The organism is Streptomyces olivochromogenes (assembly GCF_001514115.1).
Taxonomy (GTDB): domain Bacteria; phylum Actinomycetota; class Actinomycetes; order Streptomycetales; family Streptomycetaceae; genus Streptomyces; species Streptomyces olivochromogenes.
The window spans coordinates 44,433-70,027 of record NZ_KQ948456.1 but is presented as its reverse complement, the minus strand read 5'-3'; the positions used below and the strand labels follow the sequence as shown (position 1 = coordinate 70,027).

Genomic DNA, 25,595 nt, shown 5'->3' with positions numbered 1-25,595 from the left:
AGGGCTCCTGCGACCCCAAGTGCAAGGTCTATCCTGCGCGCATCGCCATCGCGACGGAGGCGTTCGGACATGATGCCCCTCACCTCTCCCACGGATGAGGAACTGACCCGCCGGGCGCAAGCCGGCGAGACCGGAGCCCTCGGGCTGCTGCTGGCCCGGCACCAGGCGCCGATGCGCGCGGTGGCGATGAGCCTGCTCGGCTACGGCCCCGACGCGGAGGACGTGGTGCAGGACGCCGCACTGACCGCGCTGCGACGCATCGGGGACGTACGGGATCCCGCGGCCGTGGGAGCCTGGCTGCGGGCGATCGTGCGCAACGCCGCCCGTATGCGGCTGCGGGTCACCCGGGAGACGCCAGGACTGGACGGCCTCGACCAGCTGCACCCCTGTGATCACGAGCCGTCGCACCCGGAGCGGGTCGTCGAGCAGCACGCGATGCGGGACTGGATCTGGGACGCGGTGGAGGAACTGCCCGAGCAGCTGCGGCTGGTGCTGATGCTGCGGCACTTCAGCGGCATCACCTCGTACCAGGAGATCGCCGCCGCCTGCGAGATACCGGTCGGCACGGTGCGCAGCCGGCTCAACCAGGCCAGGGCGAAGCTGGCCCAGGTGCTGTTGTCGACCGCCGCCCAGGCGCACGACGACGCTTCCGCTCTCACCGAGGACAGCAGGCAGGAGGCCCTGGTGACCCTGCGGGGCGCCGCGCGTGGCGATCTGCCCCGGGAGATAGCCGAGCTGTGGCCGGCCGACGCCGAACTGGTCGGTGCGCTCAGCCGAGCGGGAGAACGCACCCACCCCTTCCCGGCCATGCGGCAGAACCGGGAATCCGGGGTGCGCCAACACCTGCGCCATGTGGTGGCCAGCCGGGACATCACCATCTGGGAGATGGACGTCATCAGCCCCCCGGATGCCGTCCGTCCCTGCCCGCCGACCCTGGCCTGGCTCATGTTCCGCCAGGACAGAAGAGTTCAACGACTACGGGTGGTCTTCCCCGAACCTCCGCGGTGAGCGTTGTTCCGGCGGGGGGCGGCTGTGACGATCAAGGTCTTGGCTGCTTGGGCCGCTTCACGGTCTGACAGGCGTGCCGGGGTCCGTGCTGGGGCGAGATCTGGCCGACGAGCTCCCGGAAGCAGATCAGGGCGGTGATGGGTGGGATTCCGACGACCACCATCGCCAGCAGGGAGCGCGGGGACTGGCCGACGCAGAGGGCGACCGCCGTGGCGGAGGCGATCAGCATCACGGTCCAGGACCGTCTGGCGCTCCGGTGCTGAACGGATGCCCGAAGAATGGACAGACCTGCCACGAGCCACGGTCCATACACCGTCAGCGGCCACCATCGTGCCAACTTTGCCGACACGACCAGTAAAGAAATACCACGCAGCTGGTTGTATGAATAAGAGACGGACCATCCCAACATCATCACTGCGGAGACAATGATCATTACGACCAGGAATACAACCGTGATGATCCTGTGCTTCGCGGCAATGGCCTGAAATCCCGGCCGGGGCCTGCGCCGGCTGACCGGGCGGCGGGGCTGGGCGTGGCTGTGCGGCGGGGCCGGAGCGGGAGGCGTCACGCTCGTGTACAGCATCTGCGCCAGCTCTTCGTCCGGATCCCACATGTCCGGTGCGATCGCGGGCTCCGGGACGTGCCAGAGGTGTTGCGTCCCGAGCGGATCGGCGCCGGTGAACTGTGGGTTCAACGGATCATAGGCGGTGGCTCGCGGATCGAGCTGAATGTCACGGAGGGTGGGATCATCCTGAGTCCAGTCCATCTGTCTGCGGCTCCTTCGTGGCCTGGCTCAGAGGGATCCATCTGCGGTGTGTCCGTCCCATGTGGCCCGCAGGTATTCGCTTTCCATGCGGGTCATGGCCTTGAGGAACTCCTCGAGCAGGTCCGCGCAGTGCTCCAGGCGCGCCCTCCCGTCGGCGATATCAAGCCAGTCGTTTCCGTGCATATCTTTCGTCGTCACGGCTGAATAACGAGCGCCATAGGGCGTAAGGCATTCGGGCATTCAGGGGAATGTGCGTCCATAGATCCATAGATCAATAGAGATGATCGTTGTGTTATCGAGGAGAGGGCCCCGCCGGTTTCCGGCGGGGCCCGTTGCGGGGATCCGTGGGTGCGGACGTCAGCTCGTTTCGACGCCGACCGTCAGCGTGCCCGTGTAGCCCGATGCGGCCGTGCTGCCCAGGGCCGTCAGGGTGAGGAGGCCGGACGCGGCGCCTCCGTCGTCGTAGATCGAGTCCTGGGCGAGGGTGGTGCGGGTGACCGTGTTCGTGGAGTACGGGGAGATCTTGGCCACCGCTGTGGTGATCGTCTCGTTGAAGAAGAGCTGGCCGGTGTGGAGTTCCCGGCCGCCGGTGAAGCTGCCGTCCGAGGTGAGCGTGACTCCCGTGTGCACCTTGAGGTGGATGTGGACGCAGCGGCCCCGGTACCAGCCGGGGTAGATCGTGGTGAGGTTCGCGACGCCGCCGGCGTTGGTGAGGACGCCGCCCCGCAGGAACGAGCCGTCGTCCGGTTCGCTGTGGCCGTTGTTGCCGACGAAGCCGGAGTACTCGCCCAGCGCGTCGCAGTGCCAGATCTCCACGAGGGCGCCGGAGAGCGGGGCGCAGGTGTCGTCGTCGACGACGGTGAGCGCGAGCTTGAGCGGGACGCCCGGCTTGCTCTCGGTGATGTCGGCGCGGACCAGGGCGCCGTCCAGGTAGTAGGGGCCTTCGGTCATCTCCTTGGTGAGGGTGCAGACGGCCGCCGCGGCGACGGGGGCGGAGTCCACCGCGTTCGCCGTGTCGGCTGTGGGGGCTTCCGGTGCGGCGGCGCCCACGGCCAGGGTGGCGGCCGTGGCGCCGGTGGCGATCAGCACCGTACGGCGCCCGATCGGGTGTGCTGCTCCTGAAGTGTCTGTCATGAACACGGCAGATTAGGAACGGATGCTGTTGGTCAGCTGTCAGTACGGCAAAGTGATGAGCCGTCAAGTTCCTTGTGAGACACGTGAACCGGGCCTGGGCCGGGGTGGCTCAGACGGTCGCTTCGAGGATCACGTCGATGTTCCCCCGGGTGGCGTTGGAGTAGGGGCAGACCTGGTGGGTGGTCTGTACGAGCCGGTCGGCGGTCGTCTGCTCCACGCCGGGCAGGTGGACCGACAGCTTCACGGCCAGGGTGAAGCCCCCGTCCTCCTTGCTGAGCAGGCTCACGGTCGACGTGACGGTGGAACCGGGCACCTTCACATCCTGCTGGGCCGCGATCAGCCGCAGTCCGTTGTGGAAGCAGGCCGCGTAGCCCGCGGCGAAGAGCTGCTCGGGGTTGGTCCTGTCGCCGCCGGGGCCGCCCATCTCCTTCGGCACGGCGAGGACCTCGTCGAGGACTCCGTCGAGGCTACGGACCTCCCCGTTGCGGCCGTCGCCGGTCGAGAGGGCCTCGGTGGTGTAGAGCGTGGTGGTGGACATGGTGTCTCCTTCTGGCGGGACTTGGGCAGGTTTGAGTAGGCACGCGTGGGCATGCCGAAGAGAGGGGTGAGGGTCCCCCGGCTACTGGACGGAAACGGAATCCGTGTCGGCGGCGGTCCATGTACGCGGGGCGGTGACCTGGGCGAGCAGGGTCAGCGCGGCCTGCGAGGAGGAACCCGCCGCCGCGGTGACCGCGACGATGCGCTGCCCGGGCTCGTTCGGCACCGGCATCGCCTGCTGGGCGACGTCCATCGGGCCGACCAGCGGATGCCGCATCCGGTGCGTCGCGATGTCCCAGGCACGCACGCGGTGTTCGGACCACAATGACGTGAACTCGCGGCTCTTCATCGTCAGTTGACCGATCAGCTCGGCCAGCTCCGGATCGTCGGGGTGTTCGCCGACCGCGAGCCGCAGTTTGCCCACCGCGTCCCGGGCCTTTCGCTGCCAGTCCTCGTACAGATCACGTGTGTGCGGATCCAGGAAGACGAGCCGTGCGGTGTTGGGGCGCCGGGCCGGCTGCTCGGGACTGTCCGGATCGAGATGCCCGGCGAACAGCGCGTGCCCGGTGCGGTTCCATGCCAGGACGTCGCTCCGGCGGCCGAGCACGATCACCGGGGTGTCCCCGAAGGCGGCGATCAGCTGCCTCGTCGCCTCGGAGACGCGCTCGGGTGCGGGGCGGCGGGGCCGATTCCTGCCGTTCTTGCGCACGACCCCGGCGAGGTCGTGCAGGTGGCGGTGTTCGGTCTCGTCCAGGCGGAGCGCCCGGGCGATCGCGTCCAGTACCTCCACGGAGGCGTTGAGGGACAGTCCCTGCTCCAGCCGCGTGTAGTACGACTGGCTCACCCCCGCCAGCTGGGCCAGCTCGTCGCGCCGCAGCCCGGGCACGCGCCGACGCTCCCCGAACGTCGAGAGCCCGACGTCGGCGGGCCGCAGCTGCGCGCGACGCGTACGGAGGAATCGACCGAGCTGGTCCTTGCTGTTCATGGACTCGAGTATGGGCGGGTCCGGCGGGGGTAGCCTGCCCCTCCCAGTGACACGTTGTGACTCCGTCGGTTCAGCGGTGGTTGGCGGAGGCGTAGGTGAGGAAGTCGGCCCAGGTGGTGGGGGAGAGGGTGAGGTGGGGGCCGTCCGTGTTCTTGGAGTCGCGGACGTGGATGGTGGAGGGGCAGGTGGCGACCTCGACGCAATCTCCGTCACCGCTGCTGCTGTAGCTCGACTTGTGCCAGGAGAGGGCGACCTCTACGCAGTCGTCGCCCGAGGCGCTGCTGTAGCTGCTCTTGAACCAGGCCAGTTCGATGGTGCTCATAGGTCTCCTCGCATCCGCTCCAACAGGCTCACGGAGTCCTGAAGGGTGAGAGCCTGCGAACGCATCCTGGCATACCGCCGTTGGAGGACGCTGATCTCTTTTGGGTCGGAGAAGAACAGGCCGCCGCGCTGGGCTTCGTTGTAGGCGTACCACTTGTTGTCGGGGGTCTCCAGCTGCTGGAGGGGGCCCGCCATTCCGGCATGCGACTCCAGCACCAACGGCATGATCTGGACCTCGACGTTCCGCAGCGCGGAGATCTCCAGTACATGGTCGAGGAGCTCGCGCGTGACCTCGACTCCGCCTGTACGCCGCAGGAACAAGTGCTCTTCGAGGATGAAGCTGAAGGCGGTGTTCGGCCGCTCTCGCAACAGCCTTTGACGCTCGGCCCGCGCTGCCCACTGAGCCTCGATCTGCTCGTCGTCCAGGGACGGCAAGCGGTCGGTGAACAGCTGCCGCGCATACGCCTCCGTCTGCAACAACCCCGGAATCAACCGGCACTCATAGGTATAGAGAGTGATCGCCGTCGTCTCCAACCTCGCCCACTGCCTGAACCGCGCCGCCAACCCCGGCTGCCTCGCCAGATGCCCCGCCGCCTTGCGTAACGCCCCTGTGTTGCCCAGCACCTCCTCCGCCCGCTCGACGAACGTCGGATCCGGCATCCTCCGCCCCAGCTCCACCGACGCCACCGTGTGTTTGGAGAACCGCACCCGTTCCCCGAACTCCTCCCGGCTCAGCCCCGCATGCTCCCGCAGGGCCTGTACGACCGCCCCGAACGTCCGCAGACTGTCCGACGACTCGGGCTCTCCACCCGTCCCCACCGCACCATCGACCACCATGGGTCACCTCCCACACCCCATGGTCACGCACAGTGACCGGTACTGTCCAGCCCGTCACCGCGTACGCTCCCGCAGCGTACGCGGCGCCGACCTGGTGAAGGGGCCGTGATCACCGCCAGATTGGGGCCATGACCGCACCACCCACCCCCCAACACCCGGTTACCGTACGTGTGTTCACGCAGCGCCTCAGTGCCACCCCGCGCGGCGCCCGCCTCGCACGTCACCTCGCCCTGCACCAGCTGCACGCCTGGGGCATCCCGCACGGTACGGACGCCTCCGACACCGTCGCCGTGATCGTCGCCGAGCTGGCCGCCAACGCGGTCACGCACGGGCGCGTACCGGGGCGGGACTTCGAGCTGCGGCTGTCGCTCGTCACGGGCAGCGTCCGCGTCGAGGTCACCGACACGCGCAGTGGGCCGCGCCCGCCGGGACCCGGAGACGTACCGGCCGTGCGTCCCCTCGACGAAGGCGGTCGGGGCCTCGTACTCGTCGAGGCGCTCGCCGACCGGTGGGAGGTGCTGGACCGGGAGCCGCCCGGCAAGACCGTCCGCGCCGAGATCGACCTGCCGGGGTGGCTGTCCCTGGTCAGGAGGTCGAGCGTGTCGCCTTCCCGATCGACGACAGCACCGCCTCCGGATCCCCGCCCGGAGCCACCGACTTGCCGATCTGTGCCCTGATCGACGCCGCCACCTGGGACCAGTTGGTCTCGGAGAGGGGGTAGAGCTCCATGTTGTCCAGGGCGTCCAGGCCGTTCCAGAGCTTGCTGTACTGCTTGTCCTCGCGCATGGCGGCGCTCGCCGCGGTGGTGACCGGCAGAAGCTGGTACTCGGCGGCCTGCTGGGTGACGTACTTGTCGCCGTAGAGGAAGTCGAGGAACTCGCCCGTCTCCTCGCGGTGGCCGGCCGAGCGGAAGGCGATCGTCCAGTCGGCCGTGCCCATGGTCGGCACGGTCCGGCCGGTACGGCTCGGGAGCGCGACGGTGCCGTAGGGGACGTTCAGGGTCGAGTCCTCGATCTGGCGCATCAGCGAGAGCGGGGCGTTGACCATGGCCGCCTTGCCGTCCAGGAAGGCCTGGAGGGCGGCGCCGCGGTTGAGCTTGCCGGGGAGGGTCGGGCCCGTGAGGCCTTCGGCGACGAGGGAGGAGCGCAGCCACTCCAGCGTGGAGACGTTCTCCTTGGAGGTGAGGGCGTAGCTGCCGCTGTTGTCGGTGTAGCCACCGCCACCGGCCAGCAGCCAGGTCAGGGTCTCCGCCTCCGCCTCCTCCGGGCCGAGGGGCAGCGCGATCGGGTAGGTCACGCCCATGGCCTTCAGCACGCGGGCGTCCACGAGCAGTTGCTGCCAGGTGGTGGGGGGCTTCAGGCCTGCCCGCGAGAAGAGGTCCTTGTTGTAGTACAGGAGGCGGGTGCTCGCCGTGAACGGCAGGCCGTACTGGACGCGGCGCACCTGCCCGGCCTCCGCGAGGCTCGGTACGAAGCTGCCCTGGGCGGAGATCGACAGCAGCTCGTCCGCCCGGTAGAGCAGGCCCTTGGCGGCGTACTCGGCATAGCTGTCGGTCTGTACGACGTCCGGCGCCTTCCCCTGCTTGACGAGTGCGGCGACCTTCGCGTCGACCTCGTCGGCCGGGTAGACCTTCGCCTCCACCCGGATGTCGGGATGGGCGGCCTGGAAGGCGAGGCCGACGCGGTCCCAGAAGCCGATGGAGTTCTTGTGGACGCTGTCGCCGTAGTTCGTGGCGACGACGGTGAGGGTCGTGGTCTTCGCCTCCGCCCCGGAGTCCGTGCCGCAGCCGCTCACGCCCACCGTGAGGCCCAGCGCGGCCGTCATCGTCATCATGATCCGGGCTCTGCGACGCACGGTTCCCACCCCTGTTTCCAGCCACCCGCGATGGCGCGTGTGGACGAAGAGCGTTGATCGTAGGCCGGGAGAGTCGGTGGCCACAGGGCCGCCGTCGTTGCGTTTTGGTTCCGGTGGTGTGACGGAACAGGTGATCTCATGGGCGCCGTCGACGACTCACAAGGAGATAGACCGTTGGTTGCCAGCAATCTTGTTCTCCTCTCCAACGCCGGTGACGTGGGCCGCAGGGTCCTCGACCAGTTGCGCGCGCAGGACGTGCCCGCGCGGGTGATGGTCCGCCGCGACGACGCGCGTGCGGCCGAGCTGCGTGCGCTCGGCGCGGAGGTCGTCATCGGAGACCTGACCCGGCCCGAGACCGTCGCCGCCGCGCTGGAGGGTGTGGGGCGGATGTACTTCGCGATGCCCGTGTCACCCGACCAGCTGCTCGCGGCGACCGTGGTGGCCACCGTGGCGCGCGAGTACGGGGAGCTGGACGGTCTGGTCGACATGTCCCAGATGACGGTGTCGCAGATGACCGCCACCAGCACCGGGGAGTCGGACCAGCAGCGGCTGCACTGGCTGTCTGAGCAGGTGTTCGACTGGTCGGGCCTGCCGGTGGTGCACATCCGGCCGACGGCGTTCCTGGACAATCCGCTGTTCACCACACTGGCGGCGCGATCGATCCGGGACAACGGCACGATCGCGCTGCCGTTCGGCACCGGACGCACCTCGCCGATCGCCGTGGACGACGTCGCCCGGGTCGTCGCCACCGTGCTCCGCGACCCGGCCCCGCACATCGGGCACGTCTACGAGCTGACCGGGCCACGCACGGTCGACATGACCGAGATGGCCGAGGAGTTCTCACGGGCGCTGGGGCGGCCGGTGTCCTATGTCGACGTGCCGCTGGACCGGTGGCGCAGCGAGGTGCTCGCCAAGGCGGGCCTGCCGCCGCACACCGAACAGCACATCGCCACCATGGCCCGACTGCACCGGGAGAACCGCTACGACCGCACGTCCGACGACGTCGAACGCGTCACGGGCGTGCCTGCCCAGACGATCGAGGCGTTCGTGGCCGCGCGCAGGGACTTCTACCTGGGCTGATCCCCGCGCGCGCCGTGATGGACGGGACCTAGCCGACCTGGTTGTACATCGCGCCCGCCGCCGGCCAGCCCGTGGGCTGGGGTGCGGGTGCCGGTTCCGGCTCGGTGCGGCCCCGTACCTGGGCGGCGGTCAGGCCCCGGTTGCGCAGGCCCGGCATGCCGGTCTGGCCCAGCCCGGCGGCCGGGGCGGGGGCCATGGCGGGCATCGCCGGTGCCTGCGGCGGCGGCTGCATCGACCGTGCCTGCGCCTGGGCCGCCGGTGACGGGGCCTGGACGACGGCGGGGATCGGCGCCTGCTGTCGTTGTGCCTGGGCCTGTGCGGTCTGGGCCATCTGGGCCATCTGAGCGACCGCGGACATCGGCGGCGCCTGCGGCATCATCTGGGCGGCCGGTTGCATCTGAGGGCCGGGCTGCATCTGGGCCACCCCTGGCATCTGCGCGACGCCGGGCATCTGGGCGACCGCGGGCATGGGCATGGGCTGCTGCTGCGGCGGGGCAGGCGCGGGCATGCGTGGCTGCTGCTGGGGCGGCATCATCGCGGCGGCCGGAGCCGGGGCGGGGACCAGGCCCGGCATCCCGGTGGGGGCCTGCGCCGGGGCCGGGCCCGGCCAGGTCTGGGCGGGCGGCAGGCTCGGCATGGCGGCGGCCTGCGCGGCCAGCGGCATGCCGACGCCGTTCGTCTCGCTGATCAGACGGTCCACCGCCGCCGTACCCGAGCTGTAGCTGGTCCCTGTGCCCAGCTCGGGTACGGCGGCTCCCCTCCTGGACCCGTAGAGCACCTGTTCCATGCCGGACACCAGGCGACGCACGTCCGTCTCGGGGCGCACCACGAGTCTCAGGAAGCGACTGGACGAGCCGATCTTGTTGCCGCACTCACGGACCAGGATCCGGTGCTCGCTCAGCAGTCGGTCGCGCACGACGGTGCCCTCGGCGCCCACGGGAAGTCGTACGAAGAGGAAGTTGCCCTGCGAGGGGTAGACCGTCAGTCCGGGGAGCGCCGAGAGCTGGCGGGCCATGTCGAGGCGGTCGCGGCGCACCAGGTGCAGGCTCTCCATGTACTCCTGCCCGTGCTCCTTGAGCATGAACACCACGGTCTCCGCGAAGGAGTTGAGATTCCACTTGGGCAGCATGGAGCGGATCTTGCCCGCGAGCGCGGGGTTGGCCACGAGGTAGCCGAAGCGGATGCCGTGCAGGCCGAAGTTCTTGCCGAGGCTGCGCAGGACGATGACGTTGGGCCGCAGGACGGCCTCTTCCACGACGCTCGGGTCGCTCTCGGCGTCGGCGAACTCCAGGAACGACTCGTCGATGACGATCAGGTCCAGGTCCTGGAGCTGGTCCATGAAGTTGACGACCGCACGGCGGCTGAGGAAGCCGCCGTCGGGGTTGTTCGGGTTGCAGATGACGGCGGCACGGGTGCCGCGGGCGCGGATGAACTCGATGTACTGGGCCGGGTCCAGAGCGAAGCCGTTGGACTCCATGAGCGGGAACATGTCGACCCGCTTGCCGGTCTCCATGGGCTGGTCGGTCCAGCGGCCGAAGGTGGGGACGGGGATGGCGAGGGACTCGCGCACGAGCAGGTGGTCGATCCAGGTGATCAGTTCCGTGGAACCGTTGCCCATCGCGACGCAGCTCGGCGGGAGTTGGAGCAGCGCGCACAGCTCGGCCGTGATCGTGTCGGCGCTGCTCGGGTAGTACGTGATGATCTCGCGCAACCGCCCGGCCAGTTCGTCGAACATGCCGGGGGTGGGGAAGTACGGGTTGCACGGGATGCAGAAGTCGATCGGGCCGACTCCATCGCTCTCGCGGGCCAGCGCAGCCATCGAGGGGCTGTGCGCCGCAGTGCCGCGGAACAGCGAGGCGACGTTGTCGGCCATGGAACCTCCGGTCTCTGGGTGGCCCGTGCGGGGGAGCACGGGCCGCCCTTTCATACGGAGGCGGAGGGGGCGGCGTTCAACTCGTGGGGATTGAGTAAGGGTTGACTTTCCCAGGCAACCGAAAGGGCCCCGGTGGCGTCACCCACCGAGGCCCCGATGTCACACGGAGGTCAGGCCGACGTCAGGCGGACGTCACGCGCTGAACGAGTGGACCGTCGTCGTGCGGTACGTCTGCCCAGGTCGCAGCACCGTCGAGGGGAACGACGGGTGGTTCGGCGAGTCCGGGAAGTGCTGGGTCTCCAGGCACATGCCGTCGCCCTGCCGGTAGGTGTGACCGGAGGGGCCGACCAGGGTGCCGTCCAGGAAGTTGCCCGAGTAGAACTGCACGCCCGGCTGGTCCGTCGCGATCTTCAGGGTGCGGCCGGACTTCGGGTCGCGCAGGGTCGCGATGTGCTCGGGCCTGGCGGTGACGCCCTTGTCGAGGACCCAGTTGTGGTCGAAGCCCTTGGCGGTGACCAGCTGCGGGTGACCGACGCGGATGTCCCGGCCGATCGGCTTGGCCTTGCGGAAGTCGAAGGGGGTGCCCGCGACCCTGGCCAGCTCACCGGTGGGGATCAGCCCCGAGTCGGTGGGCGTGAAGCGGCCCGCGGCCAGGTGCAGCTCGTGGTCGTAGATGCCGCCGCTGCCCTCGCCGGCGAGGTTGTAGTACGTGTGGTTGGTGAGGTTGACGACCGTGGCCTTGTCGGTGGTGGCCCGGTAGTCGATGCGCCAGTCGCCGTGCCTGGTGAGGGTGTACGTCACCTGCACCTTCAGCGTGCCCGGGTAGCCCATCTCGCCGTCGACGCTGGTGTAGTGCAGGTGCAGGCCGACGTCGGAGCCCGAGGTGAAGCCCTCGATGTCCCACACCTTGGTGTTGAAGCCCTTGGCGCCGCCGTGCAGGCTGTTCACGCCGTCGTTGACGGAGAGCTGGTAGGCCTTGCCGTCCAGGGTGAACTGTCCCTTGGCGATGCGGTTGCCGTAGCGGCCGATCGTCGCCCCGAAGAACGTCGTCCCGGCGACGTACGAGGCGAGGTTGTCGTAGCCGAGGGAGACGTTGGCGTAGTGGCCGTGCCGGTCGGGGATCTCCAGGGACTGGACGATGCCGCCGTAGGAGATGACCTTCAGGCGCGTGCCGCCGTTCTCCAGCGACCAGCGGTAGACCTTGGTGCCGTCGGCGAGCTTGCCGAAGAGCTCCTTCACCGGCTTCCTGCCTCCTGTGCTCGCGTGGGCGGTGCCGACCGTGCCGGCGGCGAGTCCCGCGGCCGCGGCCGCGGCGATGACCGTACGTCTGCTCGTTTCCATGTGCGGCTCCTGCAGTGGAAGAGGAAGGCCCCCACCGGGGTGGGGGCCTTGACGAGACTTACGAACCGACCTTGCGCTTGTTCCACACGTCGAAGCCGACCGCGGCCAGCAGTACCAGTCCCTTGATGACCTGCTGCCAGTCGGAGCCGATGCCGACGAGGTTCATACCGTTGTTCAGCACGCCCAGGACGAGACCACCGATGATCGCGCCGAGGACCGTGCCCACGCCGCCGCTCATCGACGCGCCGCCGATGAACGAGGCCGCGATCGCCTCCAGTTCGAAGTTCAGACCGGCCTTGGGCGAGGCCGCGTTGAAGCGGGCGGCGAAGACCAGACCCGCCAGGGCCGCGAGCATGCCCATGTTCAGGAAGACCAGGAAGGTGACCTTCTTGTCCTTCACACCCGACAGCTTGGCCGCCGGGAGGTTGCCGCCGATCGCGTAGATGTGCCGGCCGATGACCGCGTTGCGCATCAGGTAGCCGAAGCCGGCGACCAGGACGCCGAGGATCAGCAGGACCACCGGGGCGCCCTTGTAGCTGGCGAGCAGCATGGTGACGGTGGCGACGGCGGCGATCAGCGCGACGAGCTTCAGGAGGAAGAGGTTCCGCGGCAGGACGTCGAGGGAGAACTCCTGCTGACGCCCCCGGTCGCGGACCTCCTTGACCACCACGAACGCGATCAGCCCGATGCCCAGGAGCAGGGTCAGGTTGTGGTAGTTCGTGTTGGGGCCGACCTCGGGCAGGAAGCTGTTGGCGACCTTCTGCAGACCCTCGGGGAACGGGCCGATCGTCTGGCCCTTGAGGAAGATCTCGGTCAGACCGCGGAAGGTCAGCATGCCCGCCAGGGTCACGATGAACGACGGTATGCCGAGATACGCGATGAGGAACCCCTGCGCGGCGCCCGCGGCGGCGCCCATGGCCAGACACAGCACCAGGGCGATGGGCCAGGAGATGTCGTGGTTGACCATCAGCACGGCTCCCACCGCGCCCACGAACGCCGTCAACGAGCCGACCGACAGGTCGATGTGGCCCGCGATGATGACGAGCATCATGCCGATCGCGAGGATCAGGATGTAGCTGTTCTGCAGCACCAGGTTGGAGACGTTGCGCGGCAGCAGCAGGTCGCCGTTGGTCCACACGGCGAACAGCACCACGATCAGACCGAGGGCGAACAGCATGCCGTACTGCCGCATGTTGCGGCGCATGCCGTCCAGCATCAGCTGAAGCAGGCTCTCGCCCGTGGCCGAGCCGCTCTTGCCGGGCGGCGCCGGGGCCGGCGTCTTGGCGGTCACATCCGTGCTCATCGGGTTACCTCTTTGTCCTTCGTCATCTGGCGCATCAGCGTTTCCTGCGAGGCCTCCGCCCGCGAGAACTCACCCGTCAGCCGTCCTGCGGCCATCGTGTAGATGCGGTCGCACATTCCGAGCAGCTCCGGGAGCTCGGAGGAGATGAAGACGACCGCCTTGCCCTCGGCCGCCAGCTTGTCGATGACCGTGTAGATCTCGAACTTGGCGCCCACGTCGATCCCGCGGGTCGGCTCGTCGAGGATCAGCACCTCGGGGCCCGCGAAGATCCACTTGCTGAGGACGACCTTCTGCTGGTTGCCGCCCGACAGCTTGCCCACCGGCTCGAAGACGGTCGGCGCCTTGATGTTCATGGACTTGCGGTAGCCCTCGGAGACCTGCCGCTCCTCGTGCTCGTCGACGATCCCGCGCTTGGACACCTTGCCCAGGGCACTGAGCGTGATGTTGCGGTTGATGGTGTCGATGAGGTTGAGGCCGTAGTGCTTGCGGTCCTCGGTGACGTACGCGATGCCGTGTCCGACCGCTTCGGAGACGGTCTTGGTACGGATCTCCTTGCCGTCCCGGAGCACCGTGCCGCCCGCGTACCGGCCGTAGGTGCGTCCGAAGACGTTCATCGCCAGTTCGGTGCGTCCGGCGCCCATGAGCCCCGCGATGCCGACGATCTCGCCGCGCCGCACGGAAATCGACACGTTGTCAACTACCTTGCGCTGCTGGTCGATCGGGTGGAACACGGTCCAGTCGCGGATCTCCAGGGCGGGCGCGGCGCCCTCCTCCGGGTGGTGCGGCGTCCGCTCCGGGAAGCGGTGTTCGAGGTCGCGGCCCACCATGCCGCTGATGATCCGGTCCTCGGTGGTCTCCGGGGCCTTCACGTCGAGCGTCTCGATGGTCCGCCCGTCGCGCAGGATGGTCACCGAGTCCGCGACCCGCTCGATCTCGTTCAGCTTGTGGGAGATGATGATCGAGGTGATGCCCTGGTTCTTCAACTCCAGGATGAGATCGAGGAGTTTGCCGCTGTCCTCGTCGTTCAGGGCGGCCGTCGGCTCATCCAGGATGAGCAGCTTCACCTGCTTCGACAGCGCCTTCGCGATCTCCACGAGCTGCTGCTTGCCCACGCCGATGTCGGCGACGCGGGTCTGCGGGTTCTCGTCGAGCCCGACCCGCCGCAGCAGCTCGGAGGCGTGCCGCAGCGTCTCGGTCCAGCTGATGAGCCCGCGGCTGGCGTGCTCGTTGCCGAGGAAGATGTTCTCCGCGATGGAGAGGTAGGGCACCAGGGCCAGTTCCTGGTGGATGATCACGATGCCGCGGTGCTCACTGGCCCTGATGTCCTTGAACGAGCAGACCTCGCCCTCGAAGAGGATGTCCCCCTCGTAACTCCCGTGCGGGTGAACGCCGGAGAGGACCTTCATCAAGGTCGACTTGCCGGCGCCGTTCTCCCCGCAGATGGCATGGACCTCGCCCTGCTGGACGGTCAGAGTGACGTCCGACAGCGCCTTGACGCCGGGAAAGGTCTTGACGATCGAGCGCATTTCCAGGACGGGTCCCGCCATGGTCGTGCCTTCCAATCACTAGAGGGTGGCGGTTACTTGAGGTCGCTGTCCTTGTAGTAGCCGGTGCCGACCAGTTCCTTCTCGTAGTTGGTCTTGTCGACGCTGACCGGCTGGAGCAGGTAGGCGGGGACGACCTTGGTGCCGTTGTCGTAGGTCTTGGTGTCGTTGAGCTCGGGCTTGTTGCCCTTCAGGGCCGCGTCGACCATGCCCGAGGCCACCGTCGCCAGCTTGCGGGTGTCCTTGTAGACGGTCTGCGTCTGCTCGCCCGCGATGATCGACTTCACCGAGGCCAGCTCGGCGTCCTGGCCCGTGACGACCGGCAGCGGCTTGCTCTTGGAGCCGTAGTCGTCCGACTTCAGCGAGGAGAGGATGCCGATGGAGATGCCGTCGTAGGGCGAGAGCACCGCGTCGACCCGGGCGCTCTTGTACGACGAGGTCAGGATGTCGTCCATGCGCTTCTGGGCGGTGCCGCCGTCCCAGCGCAGGGTGGTGACCTGGTTCAGCGCGGTCTGGCCGGACTTGACGACGAGCTGCTTCTTGTCGATGTACGGCTGCAGGACCTTCATCGCGCCGCCGAAGAAGTACTTCGTGTTGTTGTCGTCGTTCGAGCCGGCGAAGAGCTCGATGTTGAACGGGCCCTTCTTGGAGCCGTCCGCGAGACCGAGCTTCTGCAGGATGTAGTTGCCCTGGAGCTCGCCGACCTTCGAGTTGTCGAAGGACGCGTAGTAGTCGACGTTCTTGGTGCCGAGGATCAGTCGGTCGTAGGAGATCACCGGGATCTTGGCGTCGGCGGCCTGCTGGAGCACGTTGTTCATCGACTTGTTGTCGATGGCCGCGATGATCAGGGCCTTCACGCCCTGCGTGATCATGTTCTCGATCTGCGAGACCTGCGTGTCGGGGTCGTCCTCGCCGAAGGCCAGCTTGGTCTTGTAGCCCTTCGACTCAAGGTCCTTGACCACGTTGTTTCCGTCGCCGATCCAGCGCTCGGAGGACTTGGTCGGCATCGAGATGCCGATCGTGGCGCCCTTGGTGCTCCCCGAGGAGTCCTTGCTGCCGCCGTCGCTGTTCTGGCCGCAGGCGGTCAGGGTGAGGGCGAGGGAGGCCGCGCCGGCTATGGCGGTGAGAGCGGCTCTGCGGTTGCGCATGATCATCATCCTTGATGTCTTGGACCGGCTCGGTCTCGCGTTACGGGGATGCTCCGGGAGCGTTGCGAGGGAAGACCGAGTAGAGGTGTGTGGGATTGTGCGCGGCTGTGTCGGCTTGTGTGAAGGGGGTTTGTGCGAACGTTATGAGGTGGTGTTGAAGCGCGAGAGAGTTCCGGGCAGCCGGGATCCGAGCGGCGCCATGTCGCCGTCCGCTCCGTGCCGCGCGAGCAGGTCCAGGGCGAGTCGGCCGCGACGCACCCTTTCCTTGGCGGTGTTGAGGGTCAGGTCCCTCAAGTGGTGCCCGTACGGGTAGATTCCAGGGGCTTTGGACAGGCCGAACTTGAGGTACAGCGGTGCGCCGCGCCGGATCAGCTCGGCGACCTCGTACATCCGTACATAGCCGCCGAGGTCGTCGGGAGCCTCGATGTACATGTCCATCGGAGCGGCCGAAACTCGCCGTATCTCGGTGAGATGATCGAGCGTCAGATCGCTCGGCACGTTGATGGAGTCCGCGCCGAGTTTCTCGTACACCGCGTACGAGGCCGGGTTGACCGGGCCCACGAGTGCCGAGAGTTTGAGGGTCGTGTCGGCCGGGATGATCCCCGCCGCGCGCGCCCGGTGCAGGGTCCACAAGACGCCCTCGTCGGCGACGAGGAGGCACTTGACACCCAACTCCGTTGCGCGCAGGGCGTCTTCGACGCAGCCGGCCACCGCGTCGTGGCCACGGGCCCGCGGGCCGCCGCCGCGCGAGTCCGAGCGCACCGAACCGCCGATGTCCCAGGTGCCGCGCGGACCGGTGAACAGGCAGAGCTCGATGTCCCGTTCACCTGCGGCCTCGACCATCTCGGTGATCTCGGCGTCGGTCAGCATCCAGACACCGCTGCCCTGGCTGATCCGGTGGATCGGTACGTCGAGCCGCGAGGACTCCTTGAGGACCACGGCCAGGGCCTCGGGCCCCTCCACGGAGGGAACCTCGGTGCGCCAGCGGCCGCCCCCCGGGAAGGTGTGCGGCGAGGCGTCGGCGGGGGAGAGGGCGGGCGCGCCCAGGCCGAGCGCGGCGAGCGCCTGCTCACCGGGTCGACGGGCTGCCGTAGGGGCGGCGTCGGTCACTGGCTGTCCTTCGTGTTCGAGGGTGGCGCGTACAGATGTGGTGCGCGTACAGGTGTGGTGCGCATGTAGATGTGGTGCGCGTGCGGAAGTGTGGTGCGTGTGCCGGCGCGTGGTGCGTGCACTGATGCGTGGCGCGTGTACTGAGGGGTGGCGCGTGTACCAGCGTGTTCGATATCTCGAACGAAGTTCGCGGCCTTGGGTGTGCGGGGCCTGGGTGGTACGCCGGTACGGAGTCGTCAGGTAACTCCGTACCGGCGTACGGCTCGGGGGACTACGGCTTGAGCAGGACCTTTCCGACCTTGGGATCGCCGGACCCCACCAACTCGATGGCCTGCGGGAACTCGGCGAGCGGCAACTCGTGCGTGACCAGCGGCAACGGGCTGAGCAGCCCGGCCCCGAAGACCCGCACGGTGTGCGCCCAGGCCGCCGGCGGCGCACCGAACACGGTGTGCACCTCCAGCTGCCGTACGACGAGATCGGTGGGGTCGAGCCCCTCGGCGCCCGGCGCCGGGATCCCCGTGAGGACCAGACGTCCGCCGCGCCTCAACAGGGAGGCGGCGGTGCGCGCGGCGGACGCGGACCCGGCGGTCTCGATGACGACGTCGAAGTCGTCGGGGAGTGCCTGGTCCTTCGTACGGAAGTCGGTGGCGCCGAAGTCCTTCGACAGCGCCGCCCGGTCCGGCCGGGTCCCGACCACCAGCAGCTCCGCCGGAGAGCTCGCCTTCAGGAACTGGATCGCGAACATCCCGAGCGTGCCGGTCCCGACCACCGCGACCCGCTCACCGGGTCGGGCGTTCGCCTTCAGCGCGGCGGCCGCGATGCAGGCGGCGGGCTCCAGGAGGGCAGCCGCCGTCAGGTCGGCGTCGTCCGGCAGCACGTGCAGCAGCCGCGCCGGGAGGGTCAGCGTGGTCGCCATCGCGCCCGGCTGGGTGAACCCGGTCTCCTCGTACCCCGCCGTGCACAACGTTGTCTCGCCCGCGTGGCAGCGGTCGCAGACCTGGCAGTTGCGGAAGCCCTCGCCGACGACCTTGCGCCCGACGATCGACTCCGGGACCCCGGCCCCGACCGCCTCGACGGTCCCCGACCACTCGTGGCCGGGCGTGAGCGGATAACGGACGTACCCGTCGGGACGGTTGCCCTGGTAGACCTCGCGGTCGCTGCCGCAAATACCCACGGCGTGCACCCGCACCAGCGCCTCACCGGCACTCGGCCGCACCGGCTCGTGCTCGATCAGCCGGTGCTCGCCCGGCGCCTCGACGACGACCGCGGTGCTCACTGCGACCCCTTGGGCTTGCGCTGCTCCCAGCCGTCGGCCCACAGGTCGAAACGGGCCTGCTGCTGCGGGAACTCGGCCGCCGCGTCGACGTCCAGCTCGACGCCGAGACCGGGCTCGTGGGACAGCTCGAAGTAGCCGTCGACGACCTGCGGGGCGCCCTTCACGACCTTCTTGATCTCCGCGTCCGCGAAGTCGTTGAAGTGTTCGAGGATCTTGAAGTTGGGGGAGGTGAAGCCGACTTGGAGGGAGGCGGCGGTGAGGACGGGGCCACCGACGTTGTGGGGCGCGACGAGGACGTAGTGCGCCTCGGCGGTGGCGGCCAGCTTCCGGGTCTCCCAGATGCCGCCGATGTGACCGACGTCGGGCTGGATGATGTCCACGGCCTGGCTCTCGAAGAGCTCGCGGAACTCGATGCGGTCGTGGATGCGTTCACCGGTCGCGACCGGGATGTCCACCTTGGCGGCGACCTTCTCCAGGGCCTTCAGGTTCTCCGGCGGGACCGGCTCCTCCAGCCACGCGGGCTTGAAGGGCGCGAGCTCGCGGGCGAGCCGGACGGCGGTGGAAGGGGAGAAGCGGCCGTGCATCTCCAGCATCAACTCGGCCTCGGGGCCGATCGCGTCGCGCACGGCCTCGATCAGCGAGACGGAGTAGAGCGTCGCCTCGTGGTCGAGCTCGAAGTGCCCGGTCCCGAAGGGGTCGATCTTCAGCGCCTTGTACCCGCGCGCCACGACCTCCTGGGCGGCCTTGTGATAGGCCTCCGGAGTTCGCTCGGTCGTGTACCACCCATTGGCGTAGGCCTTGACCCTGTCGGTGACCTTGCCGCCGAGCAGCTGCCACACGGGGACGCCGAGCGCCTTGCCCTTGATGTCCCAGCAGGCCATCTCGATGACCGCGATGCCGGACATCACGATCTCGCCCGCGCGCCCGTAGTCGCCGTACTTCATCCGTCGGACGAGGTCCTCGACAGCGAACGGGTCGGAGCCGAGAATGTGATTGGCCTCCGCCTCCCGCAGATAGCCGATCAGTGCGTCGGTGTGGCCCAGCATGCGGGTCTCGCCGACTCCGGTCAGGCCCTCGTCGGTGTGCACCTGGACGTAGGTCAGGTTGCGCCAGGGCGTCCCGACCACGTGTGTGCTGATTCCCGTGATGCGCACGGCAGTTGCCCCCTGTGCTCTTGCGGCTCTGTTCGAAATTTCGTCACACGTTCGAAATGCTGGCGTGACAGTAAGGACGTGGCCCCGGAGGTGTCAATGGGTCGAACGGAACGGTCGGCGGCGGATTTTGCCGGTATGCCTCGGCTCGTCGCGCGCGCGATGGTGTGAACGGGGTGCGAGGCGCGCCGGAACAGGTGGTTCCCTACATAACTTTCACAGCTGTGACTATGAACGTTACCTGTGAGGAACTTAGTCTTCCGGCGTCATGGACTACTGCGACCCGTGCCGACGGCACCTCAATGGCGCCCTTGCCTGCCCGGGGTGCGGCACTTCAGCCGAACAGCTCCGCACGCATGCGGAGCAGACCGACAAGCGTGCCGGAACGGGCGCGGGGGCGGTCGATGCCGGTGTCGACTCGTTGTACGAGGGCGACAACGACGGCGATGAAGATCCCGACGATGACGATGACGATGACGATGACGATGACGACGATGAGGACGACGAGGGGGAGCGGTCCGGACGGGCCGCTGCCCGGCGGCGCAACCGTGGGCGCGGGCGAGGCCGGGGCCGGGACTCGGAGGGGCCCGGCGGTGCGAGCCGGCGGGACCGGAAGGCCGCGGCGCATCGTCGGCGGCGGCGTCGGGTGCTGCTCATCGCCGCGGGGTTCGTGCTGGCGGCGGGTGGGCTGAGCCTCGCCGAGCTCGGCATAGACGGGCCGGGGCTGTTGCCGAAGCCGGCCGCGGCCGGGGGTGAGTCCCCGGACGGGTCGCCGTCCTCGGACGCCGGGACGGCGCGGCCGATCACCGAAACGGGGGGTTCGGCCGGTACGTCCACCGCGACGGCCTCTCCGGACGCGTCGGCGTCTCCCTCCGCTTCCAAGTCCGCCAAGGACGACAAGTCCAAGGACGACGAGAAGAAGGACACGCAGGAGCAGTCGGCGACGACGGGTACCGGTGTGGTGCCGTCCGCGACGTCCGGCCCGGTGTCCTCGACTCCGCCGAAGTCGTCCCCCAAGCCGACGGCCGCGCCGACCTCGGCCGCGCCGTCGCCATCGCCGTCGCCTTCACAGTGCAACCGTTTCCTGTGGTGGTGCACGTAGGGGGTTCCGTGGGTTTGTCGGGTGCGGGCCGGTGGGGGTTGCTCGCGCAGTTCCCCGCGCCCCTAAAAGCTCGGGGCGAAGCCCCGTCTTAGGGGCGCGGGGAACTGCGCGGCCAGCCCCCACCGGCCCGCAGCCGAGAACTACGGCGTGAGCATTCTCTGCAGGAGGTCCCGGAGGGACAGGCGCTCCTCGGTGGAGAGGCCCGCCAGGGGCTCGCGGGCGAAGTTGAGGGCGTCGCTGAGGGAGCGCGCGACACGCCGGCCCTCCTCCGTCGTCGCGGCCAGCTTCACGCGGCGGTCGGACGGGTCGGGGCGCCGCTCGACCAGCCCCCGCGCCTCCAGCCGGTCCACGATCCCGGTCACGTTCGACGGCTCGCACTTCAGCTTCTGGGCGAGTCGCCGCATGGGCAGGGGTTCGAGCGAGAGCAGGCTCAGGAGTCGCGCCTGCGCCCCGGTCAGCGCATGCTCGGCGGCAGCGTCCTCGTACTCCTCGTGATACCGGGCCACGACCGTGCCGATGAGGTCTACGACCTCAAGGGTCAGCGGGTCGATACGGGTTGTTCTTTGCGTGGCCATGAGCTCCAGGATACCCCGTTACTTGACATCATGAAATATTGAGGAGCATGGTTGTTTCAGGTACTGAAGTATTAGAGCCGTAGTCGCACGTACCCGTGTATGCACGCAGGAAAGGCACACCCTCATGACCGAGACCCAGCTCCCCGCCGTCAACCGCGAATGGCACCTGGTCAGCCGCCCGGTCGGCTGGCCGAAGACCGAGGACTTCGCCCTGGTCGAGGCCGAGGTCCCGCAGCCGGGGGAGGGCCAGGTCCTCGTACGGAACGCGTACGTGTCCGTCGACCCGTACATGCGCGGCCGCATGAGCGCCGCCAAGTCCTACGTCGCCCCCTACGAGCTGGGCAAGGTCATGCAGGGCGGCGCGGTCGGTGAGGTCGTCGCCTCCAACGCCGAGGGCATCGAGGTCGGCGACCACCTCCTGCACTTCTTGGGCTGGCGCGAATTCGCCGTCGTGGATGCCAAGCAGGCCGTCAAGGTGGACCCGCAGGCCGCGCCGCTGTCGACGTACCTCGGCGTCCTCGGCATGACCGGCCTCACCGCCTACGCGGGCCTCCTGCGCACCGCCTCCTTCAAGGAGGGCGACTCCGTCTTCGTCTCCGGCGCCGCCGGCGCGGTCGGCAGCCAGGTCGGGCAGATCGCCAAGCTCAAGGGCGCCTCGCGCGTCATCGGCTCCGCCGGCTCCGACGAGAAGGTCAAGCTGCTCGTCGAGGAGTACGGCTTCGACGCCGCCTTCAACTACAAGAACGGCCCGGTCAGCGAGCAGCTGCGCGCCGCCGCCCCCGACGGCGTCGACGTCTACTTCGACAACGTCGGCGGCGACCACCTGGAGGCGGCCATCGGCTCCCTCAACCGGGACGGCCGCATCGCCATCTGCGGCGCGATCTCCGTCTACAACAGCACCGAGCCCGTCTCCGGCCCGAAGAACCTCGCCCGCCTCATCCAGACCCGCGGCCGCATCGAGGGCTTCCTGGTCGGCGACCACTACGACCTGCAGGCGCAGTTCGTGCAGGAGGTCGGCGCCTGGGTCCGCTCCGGCGAGCTCAAGTACAGCGAGACGGTCGTCGAGGGCATCGAGAACAACCTGGAGGCGTTCTTCGGCGTCCTGCGCGGCGACAACGTCGGCAAGATGATCGTCAAGCTCTGACCCTCCGGCCTTCGGTCCTCCGCCTCTCCGGCTCTCCGGAGAGGCTGTCGCCGGGCTTCCGGCATACGGTAACTTCTTTCCGAAGTCGTCGCGATCGTGGGCGCGAGTCGCGGCGGACCAAGGAGGAACGCACCGTATGTCCATCCAGCAGACCGATGTCCTCTACACCGCCGTCGCCACCGCCGAGAACGGTCGCGACGGCCGGGTCGCCACCGATGACGGCAGGCTCGACGTCGTCGTGAACCCGCCCAAGGAGATGGGTGGAAGCGGCGCCGGGACCAACCCGGAGCAGCTCTTCGCCGCCGGGTACAGCGCCTGCTTCCAGGGCGCCCTCGGCGTCGTGGCCCGCCAGGAGAACGCCGACGTCTCCGGCTCGACTGTCACCGCGAAGGTCGGCATCGGCAAGAACGAGGACGGGTTCGGCATCATCGTGGAGATCTCCGCGACGATCCCGAACGTCGACGGGGCCACCGCACGGGACCTCCTCGAAAAGGCCCACCAGGTCTGCCCCTACTCGAAGGCGACCCGCGGCAACATCACCGTGACGCTCGTCTGACGGCGCTCGTTGTACACGGCGGAGGCCGCACCCTAGGACGTGGGGTGCGGCCTCCGCCCTGTCGTGGGAGACGGACGGCAGTGTCCTACGAGACGGTCAGCAGCGCCCTTCCCACCTGCGGGAACTCTCCCTTCGGATGGTCACGGAACAGCGGCTCCGTACCGAAGAGCACGGCATGCGGACCGCTGACGACAGCGGCCCGGCCGCCGGCGGCCGTAGGCCCTCCCGTCCCGTCGGCCAGCGGGCGCCAGTGCCCGGAGACGAGCGGATCGCCCGGCGCGTACGCCTGCTCGACACGCACCCCGGGGCCGAGATCGGTGAACCAGACGGGCGCGTAGACGAAGGCGTGGTCGGGGGCGTTCGCGGTGAGCGGTCCGCCCGAATTCACCACCCGCACCACACCGTTGGCGTCACCGTTGCCCTCCACCGGCCGCACCGCCAGCAGCCCCGCCGCCGAGTTGAGGGCGGCTCCGACGGTTCCGCGGCCGACGAGACCGTGGGTGTGGAGGAAGGCGTCCAGCGCCGCCTGCGCACCCGCGTTCAAACGGGCGTGGTCGAGCCCCGACGACACGAACAGCACGTCCGCCGCGGACCAGTCGAAGCCCGCGTTCAGGACGGCCGTCGACACCGGCACCACGTCGAAGTTCATCTCCCGCAGGGCGAAGAGCTCACCCGGCGTGACGGCGGCGGCGACGCGGACGCGGTGCAGGGGTGTTCCCGGGCTGCCTCCGGTCGTCCTGGTCTGTCCGGTCGCGTCGAAGGCCACGTCGTACGTACGGGCGAGAGCGGCGGCCCGCGCCCGCGCCGACCCCGGCACGACGGCACTGCCGTCCGCGAGCTGCCGTACCGAAACCCCCTGCTCGAGAAGGGAGTTGAGGGCGGCGATCTCCTGCGGGGTGTCGAGACGCAGACGCAGATCGCCACGCGGGGCGACGTACCCGACCCGCGCGGCGGCTTCGACCCGGCGGGCGGCCACGGCCGACAGCCCCCCGCTCCGTACGGGCACGACCGTCGCACCCCACAACCGCCCCAGACTCCAGCCCGAGATGTCGTACATCACCGACACCTTGTCACTGATGTCCCGCCCGTCGGCCAGCATCACATTGGCCAGACCGCGTTTGGGCTGGTGCAGGTCGACGACGTACGAGCCCTTCGCGTACGACCGTCCGGCCAGCCGGAAGCCGCGGGTCGCGCGCGTGACGCGGACGTCGTTGGCGAGGAGATGGTCGACGAGGCGGGCGGCGGCCGTCGCCGAACGCTGGGCGCCGCCCGCCGGGATCACGTAGGCACGCGGGAAGTCCGTCGTGTAGACGTCCTCGGGACCGATGCCCGGCACCCCCGGCACCGTTTCCGCCGAGACCGGCACCTGGGCCGCGCCCGTCGCGCCGCGCCGGAAGACCTCGATCTGGTCGGCGATGATCGAGGCGCGGTGGGTCCGGGCGTAGGTGAGGGTCGCGCGCATGGCCGCGTCGGCCACGTCCACGTTGATGGCGGACCTGCGCCTCAGTTCGGCCACGGGCAGGGTGTCGTACTCCGAGTTGTTCACCGCCAGCGGGATCTCCACGGTGTGCGCGGCGACCGCGCCGTGGAACGCCTGGTACTGGGGCGTGAAGATCGGCGGCCAGTCGTCCCAGCCCTCCTGCTGGTCGCGGAAGGGGATCTGGACGGGCTCGACACCGTCCTTCGCGGGGGTGTATCCGAGGCCGTTGACGGCGGCCTCCATGCCGAGGGCGTTGGCGTAGGTGTTCTTGAGGAAGAGGTCGTACTCGTAGTTCTCGCCGTGCGGCGGGGTCGTCGGCTCGATCAGGGTGCCGTTGACGTACCCGTGCAGGTCGAGCATCACGGCCGGCTGCTTGTCGATGGCGATCTGGCGGATCGCGCGCGCCTCGGGCTGCGAGGCGGTGATGAAGTCCCGGTTCAGATCGAAGCCGTTGGCGTTGGCGCGGGTGCCCGCGATCCGGCCGTCCGGGTTCGCCGTGATGTTGAAGTAGAGACGGCTGTGGGCGAGGAGGTCGGTCGTCTCCGCGTCCTTCGCGCTCGCGAGCCGCTCGATGAGCCCGAGGGCGGCGTCGGTGCCCTCCCACTCGTTGCCGTGGATGTTGTTGTCGAAGAAGACCGGCGTCTTGTACGACGCCTTGAGGGCCGGGTCCTTCGCCGCCGCCTGCGGCGCGTTCTCGATCAGCTCGCGCATCCGCTCCTGGTCGAGGGTCTGGCGGGCGGACTCCGGGGCGGTCACGGTGACCAGATAGAGCCGGTGACCGCCGGCCGAGCGGCCCGCGACCTCCACGCTGACACGGTCGCCGAGCAGTTGGAGGGCGTTCAGCTTTGGGGCGATGGCGTGGTACGGGGTGAGGCCCAGCTTGATGGACTTGTCCGCCGGGTTCTCCGGGTCGGGGGAGAGGACCTGCTCACGCGGATAGCCACGGCGGGGGGCGGCGAGGGCGGAGTCGGACAGGTCGGTGACGGGGCTCGTGAGGGCGTTGCGGGCGGCGTTCGCCGGGGCCCTGGCGGCACCCGTGGGCTGGTCCGTCCCTTCACGGCCCGCCCCTTCACGGACAGGGGGTTCGCGGTCCGCGGTGGCGCTGTGCGGGGCGAGGAGAAGCGATCCGGTCGCGGCGGTGAGGACAGTGGCGATCAGGACGGGTCTCGGTAGGCGCACGCGTCGTACCTCCGGTGGGGGGCCTGAGATCGGTACGGGTGGGTGGGGCATGGGTGGGTGGGGCACGGTTCGGTAGGGCGCGGTTCGGTGGGGCGTACAGGTCGGTAGGGCGAGGTGTACCTGTTCGACTCTTCCGCAACAAGAGGGCCTGGGGGCCGCGGTGGCCCCCCAGAACGCCGTGGATGCCACGGATGGGGCATCGCCGACGGGCCGGAGAGGGCATGCTGAGGCCATAAGACGCCGTAGGGGGCCAGCGGACGGGTCCATGTGGCGAGGTGCCGTGCGTGGCGA

24 protein-coding genes are annotated in these 25,595 nt (G+C 69.0%); 6 read left to right on the top strand and 18 right to left on the bottom strand.

Annotation, left to right across the window (positions count from 1 at the left end; translation table 11 throughout):
• The first annotated feature begins 69 nt into the window (after positions 1-69).
• Positions 70-1,008, top strand: a complete 939-nt coding sequence (locus tag AQJ27_RS18065) for an RNA polymerase sigma factor (protein ID WP_067369569.1) — start codon at positions 70-72, stop codon at positions 1,006-1,008.
• 31 nt (positions 1,009-1,039) lie between these two features.
• Here AQJ27_RS18065 and AQJ27_RS18060 read toward each other — a convergent pair whose 3' ends face one another.
• The 7 genes from AQJ27_RS18060 to AQJ27_RS18035 form a co-directional block, all read right to left on the bottom strand.
• Complete coding sequence (locus AQJ27_RS18060; RefSeq protein WP_079065061.1) at positions 1,040-1,774, bottom strand: DUF2637 domain-containing protein; 735 nt, start codon at positions 1,772-1,774, stop codon at positions 1,040-1,042.
• Positions 1,775-1,801: 27 nt separating this feature from the next.
• Positions 1,802-2,014 carry a hypothetical protein gene (locus AQJ27_RS56390; RefSeq protein WP_159064366.1) on the bottom strand — a complete coding sequence of 71 codons (213 nt, stop codon included), beginning with the start codon at positions 2,012-2,014 and terminating at the stop codon, positions 1,802-1,804.
• Between the two features lie 117 nt (positions 2,015-2,131).
• Entirely contained in the window at positions 2,132-2,908 is a 777-nt protein-coding gene (locus AQJ27_RS18055; protein ID WP_067370532.1) for an intradiol ring-cleavage dioxygenase, read from the bottom strand.
• 109 nt (positions 2,909-3,017) lie between these two features.
• Positions 3,018-3,446, bottom strand: coding sequence for an organic hydroperoxide resistance protein (locus AQJ27_RS18050; RefSeq protein ID WP_067369566.1), 429 nt, complete (start codon positions 3,444-3,446; stop codon positions 3,018-3,020).
• Positions 3,447-3,527: 81 nt separating this feature from the next.
• Positions 3,528-4,430 (bottom strand): helix-turn-helix domain-containing protein, encoded by a 903-nt coding sequence (locus AQJ27_RS18045; RefSeq protein WP_067369563.1) that lies wholly within the window; start codon positions 4,428-4,430, stop codon positions 3,528-3,530.
• Positions 4,431-4,500: 70 nt separating this feature from the next.
• Positions 4,501-4,752 (bottom strand): DUF397 domain-containing protein, encoded by a 252-nt coding sequence (locus AQJ27_RS18040; RefSeq protein WP_067369561.1) that lies wholly within the window; start codon positions 4,750-4,752, stop codon positions 4,501-4,503.
• Positions 4,749-5,588 carry a helix-turn-helix domain-containing protein gene (locus AQJ27_RS18035; RefSeq protein WP_067369558.1) on the bottom strand — a complete coding sequence of 280 codons (840 nt, stop codon included), beginning with the start codon at positions 5,586-5,588 and terminating at the stop codon, positions 4,749-4,751. Before AQJ27_RS18035 ends, AQJ27_RS18040 begins: the two co-directional genes overlap by 4 nt.
• A gap of 128 nt (positions 5,589-5,716) precedes the next feature.
• On the opposite strand from AQJ27_RS18035, the gene AQJ27_RS52180 reads away from it, so the two are divergent.
• Entirely contained in the window at positions 5,717-6,265 is a 549-nt protein-coding gene (locus tag AQJ27_RS52180) for an ATP-binding protein (RefSeq protein ID WP_079065060.1), read from the top strand.
• On the opposite strand, the gene AQJ27_RS18030 is transcribed toward AQJ27_RS52180, so the two are convergent.
• A complete protein-coding gene (locus AQJ27_RS18030; RefSeq protein WP_341866081.1) occupies positions 6,174-7,442 on the bottom strand; it encodes an extracellular solute-binding protein in 1,269 nt (422 codons plus the stop codon). The two genes, AQJ27_RS52180 and AQJ27_RS18030, sit on opposite strands and share 92 nt — an antisense overlap.
• A gap of 174 nt (positions 7,443-7,616) precedes the next feature.
• On the opposite strand from AQJ27_RS18030, the gene AQJ27_RS18025 reads away from it, so the two are divergent.
• Positions 7,617-8,522, top strand: coding sequence for an NmrA family NAD(P)-binding protein (locus AQJ27_RS18025; protein ID WP_235613466.1), 906 nt, complete (start codon positions 7,617-7,619; stop codon positions 8,520-8,522).
• A gap of 28 nt (positions 8,523-8,550) precedes the next feature.
• Here the strand turns inward: AQJ27_RS18025 and AQJ27_RS18020 are convergent, their stop codons facing one another.
• The 8 genes from AQJ27_RS18020 to AQJ27_RS17985 all read right to left on the bottom strand — a co-directional run bounded on the left by AQJ27_RS18020 (position 8,551) and on the right by AQJ27_RS17985 (position 19,271).
• Positions 8,551-10,395 (bottom strand): pyridoxal phosphate-dependent aminotransferase, encoded by a 1,845-nt coding sequence (locus AQJ27_RS18020; RefSeq protein WP_067369552.1) that lies wholly within the window; start codon positions 10,393-10,395, stop codon positions 8,551-8,553.
• Positions 10,396-10,587: 192 nt separating this feature from the next.
• Positions 10,588-11,736 carry an aldose epimerase family protein gene (locus tag AQJ27_RS18015; protein ID WP_067369550.1) on the bottom strand — a complete coding sequence of 383 codons (1,149 nt, stop codon included), beginning with the start codon at positions 11,734-11,736 and terminating at the stop codon, positions 10,588-10,590.
• Positions 11,737-11,794: 58 nt separating this feature from the next.
• Positions 11,795-13,039, bottom strand: coding sequence for a multiple monosaccharide ABC transporter permease (gene mmsB / locus AQJ27_RS18010; protein ID WP_067369546.1), 1,245 nt, complete (start codon positions 13,037-13,039; stop codon positions 11,795-11,797).
• Positions 13,036-14,586, bottom strand: a complete 1,551-nt coding sequence (gene mmsA / locus AQJ27_RS18005; RefSeq protein WP_067369543.1) for a multiple monosaccharide ABC transporter ATP-binding protein — start codon at positions 14,584-14,586, stop codon at positions 13,036-13,038. Before mmsA ends, mmsB begins: the two co-directional genes overlap by 4 nt.
• Before the next feature lie 32 nt (positions 14,587-14,618).
• Positions 14,619-15,731, bottom strand: a complete 1,113-nt coding sequence (gene chvE / locus AQJ27_RS18000; protein ID WP_351534576.1) for a multiple monosaccharide ABC transporter substrate-binding protein — start codon at positions 15,729-15,731, stop codon at positions 14,619-14,621.
• Positions 15,732-15,872: 141 nt separating this feature from the next.
• A complete protein-coding gene (locus AQJ27_RS17995; RefSeq protein WP_067369537.1) occupies positions 15,873-16,841 on the bottom strand; it encodes a hypothetical protein in 969 nt (322 codons plus the stop codon).
• Between the two features lie 271 nt (positions 16,842-17,112).
• Positions 17,113-18,117 carry a zinc-dependent alcohol dehydrogenase gene (locus tag AQJ27_RS17990; protein ID WP_067369533.1) on the bottom strand — a complete coding sequence of 335 codons (1,005 nt, stop codon included), beginning with the start codon at positions 18,115-18,117 and terminating at the stop codon, positions 17,113-17,115.
• Complete coding sequence (locus AQJ27_RS17985) at positions 18,114-19,271, bottom strand: mandelate racemase/muconate lactonizing enzyme family protein (protein WP_054233607.1); 1,158 nt, start codon at positions 19,269-19,271, stop codon at positions 18,114-18,116. Before AQJ27_RS17985 ends, AQJ27_RS17990 begins: the two co-directional genes overlap by 4 nt.
• A 265-nt stretch (positions 19,272-19,536) precedes the next feature.
• On the opposite strand from AQJ27_RS17985, the gene AQJ27_RS60815 reads away from it, so the two are divergent.
• On the top strand, positions 19,537-20,370 hold the full coding sequence (locus AQJ27_RS60815; protein ID WP_067369530.1) for an SCO2400 family protein: 834 nt from the start codon (positions 19,537-19,539) through the stop codon (positions 20,368-20,370).
• Positions 20,371-20,510: 140 nt separating this feature from the next.
• Here AQJ27_RS60815 and AQJ27_RS17975 read toward each other — a convergent pair whose 3' ends face one another.
• Complete coding sequence (locus AQJ27_RS17975; RefSeq protein WP_067369526.1) at positions 20,511-20,945, bottom strand: MarR family winged helix-turn-helix transcriptional regulator; 435 nt, start codon at positions 20,943-20,945, stop codon at positions 20,511-20,513.
• Between the two features lie 124 nt (positions 20,946-21,069).
• Between AQJ27_RS17975 and AQJ27_RS17970 the strand changes: the two genes are divergently transcribed.
• On the top strand, positions 21,070-22,089 hold the full coding sequence (locus AQJ27_RS17970) for an NADP-dependent oxidoreductase (protein ID WP_067369522.1): 1,020 nt from the start codon (positions 21,070-21,072) through the stop codon (positions 22,087-22,089).
• Between the two features lie 136 nt (positions 22,090-22,225).
• Positions 22,226-22,645: an organic hydroperoxide resistance protein gene (locus tag AQJ27_RS17965; RefSeq protein ID WP_060899264.1), complete on the top strand. Its 420-nt coding sequence runs from the start codon at positions 22,226-22,228 to the stop codon at positions 22,643-22,645.
• An 85-nt stretch (positions 22,646-22,730) separates the two neighbouring features.
• On the opposite strand, the gene AQJ27_RS17960 is transcribed toward AQJ27_RS17965, so the two are convergent.
• Entirely contained in the window at positions 22,731-25,355 is a 2,625-nt protein-coding gene (locus AQJ27_RS17960; protein ID WP_079065057.1) for a M14 family zinc carboxypeptidase, read from the bottom strand.
• Positions 25,356-25,595: the final 240 nt, after the last annotated feature.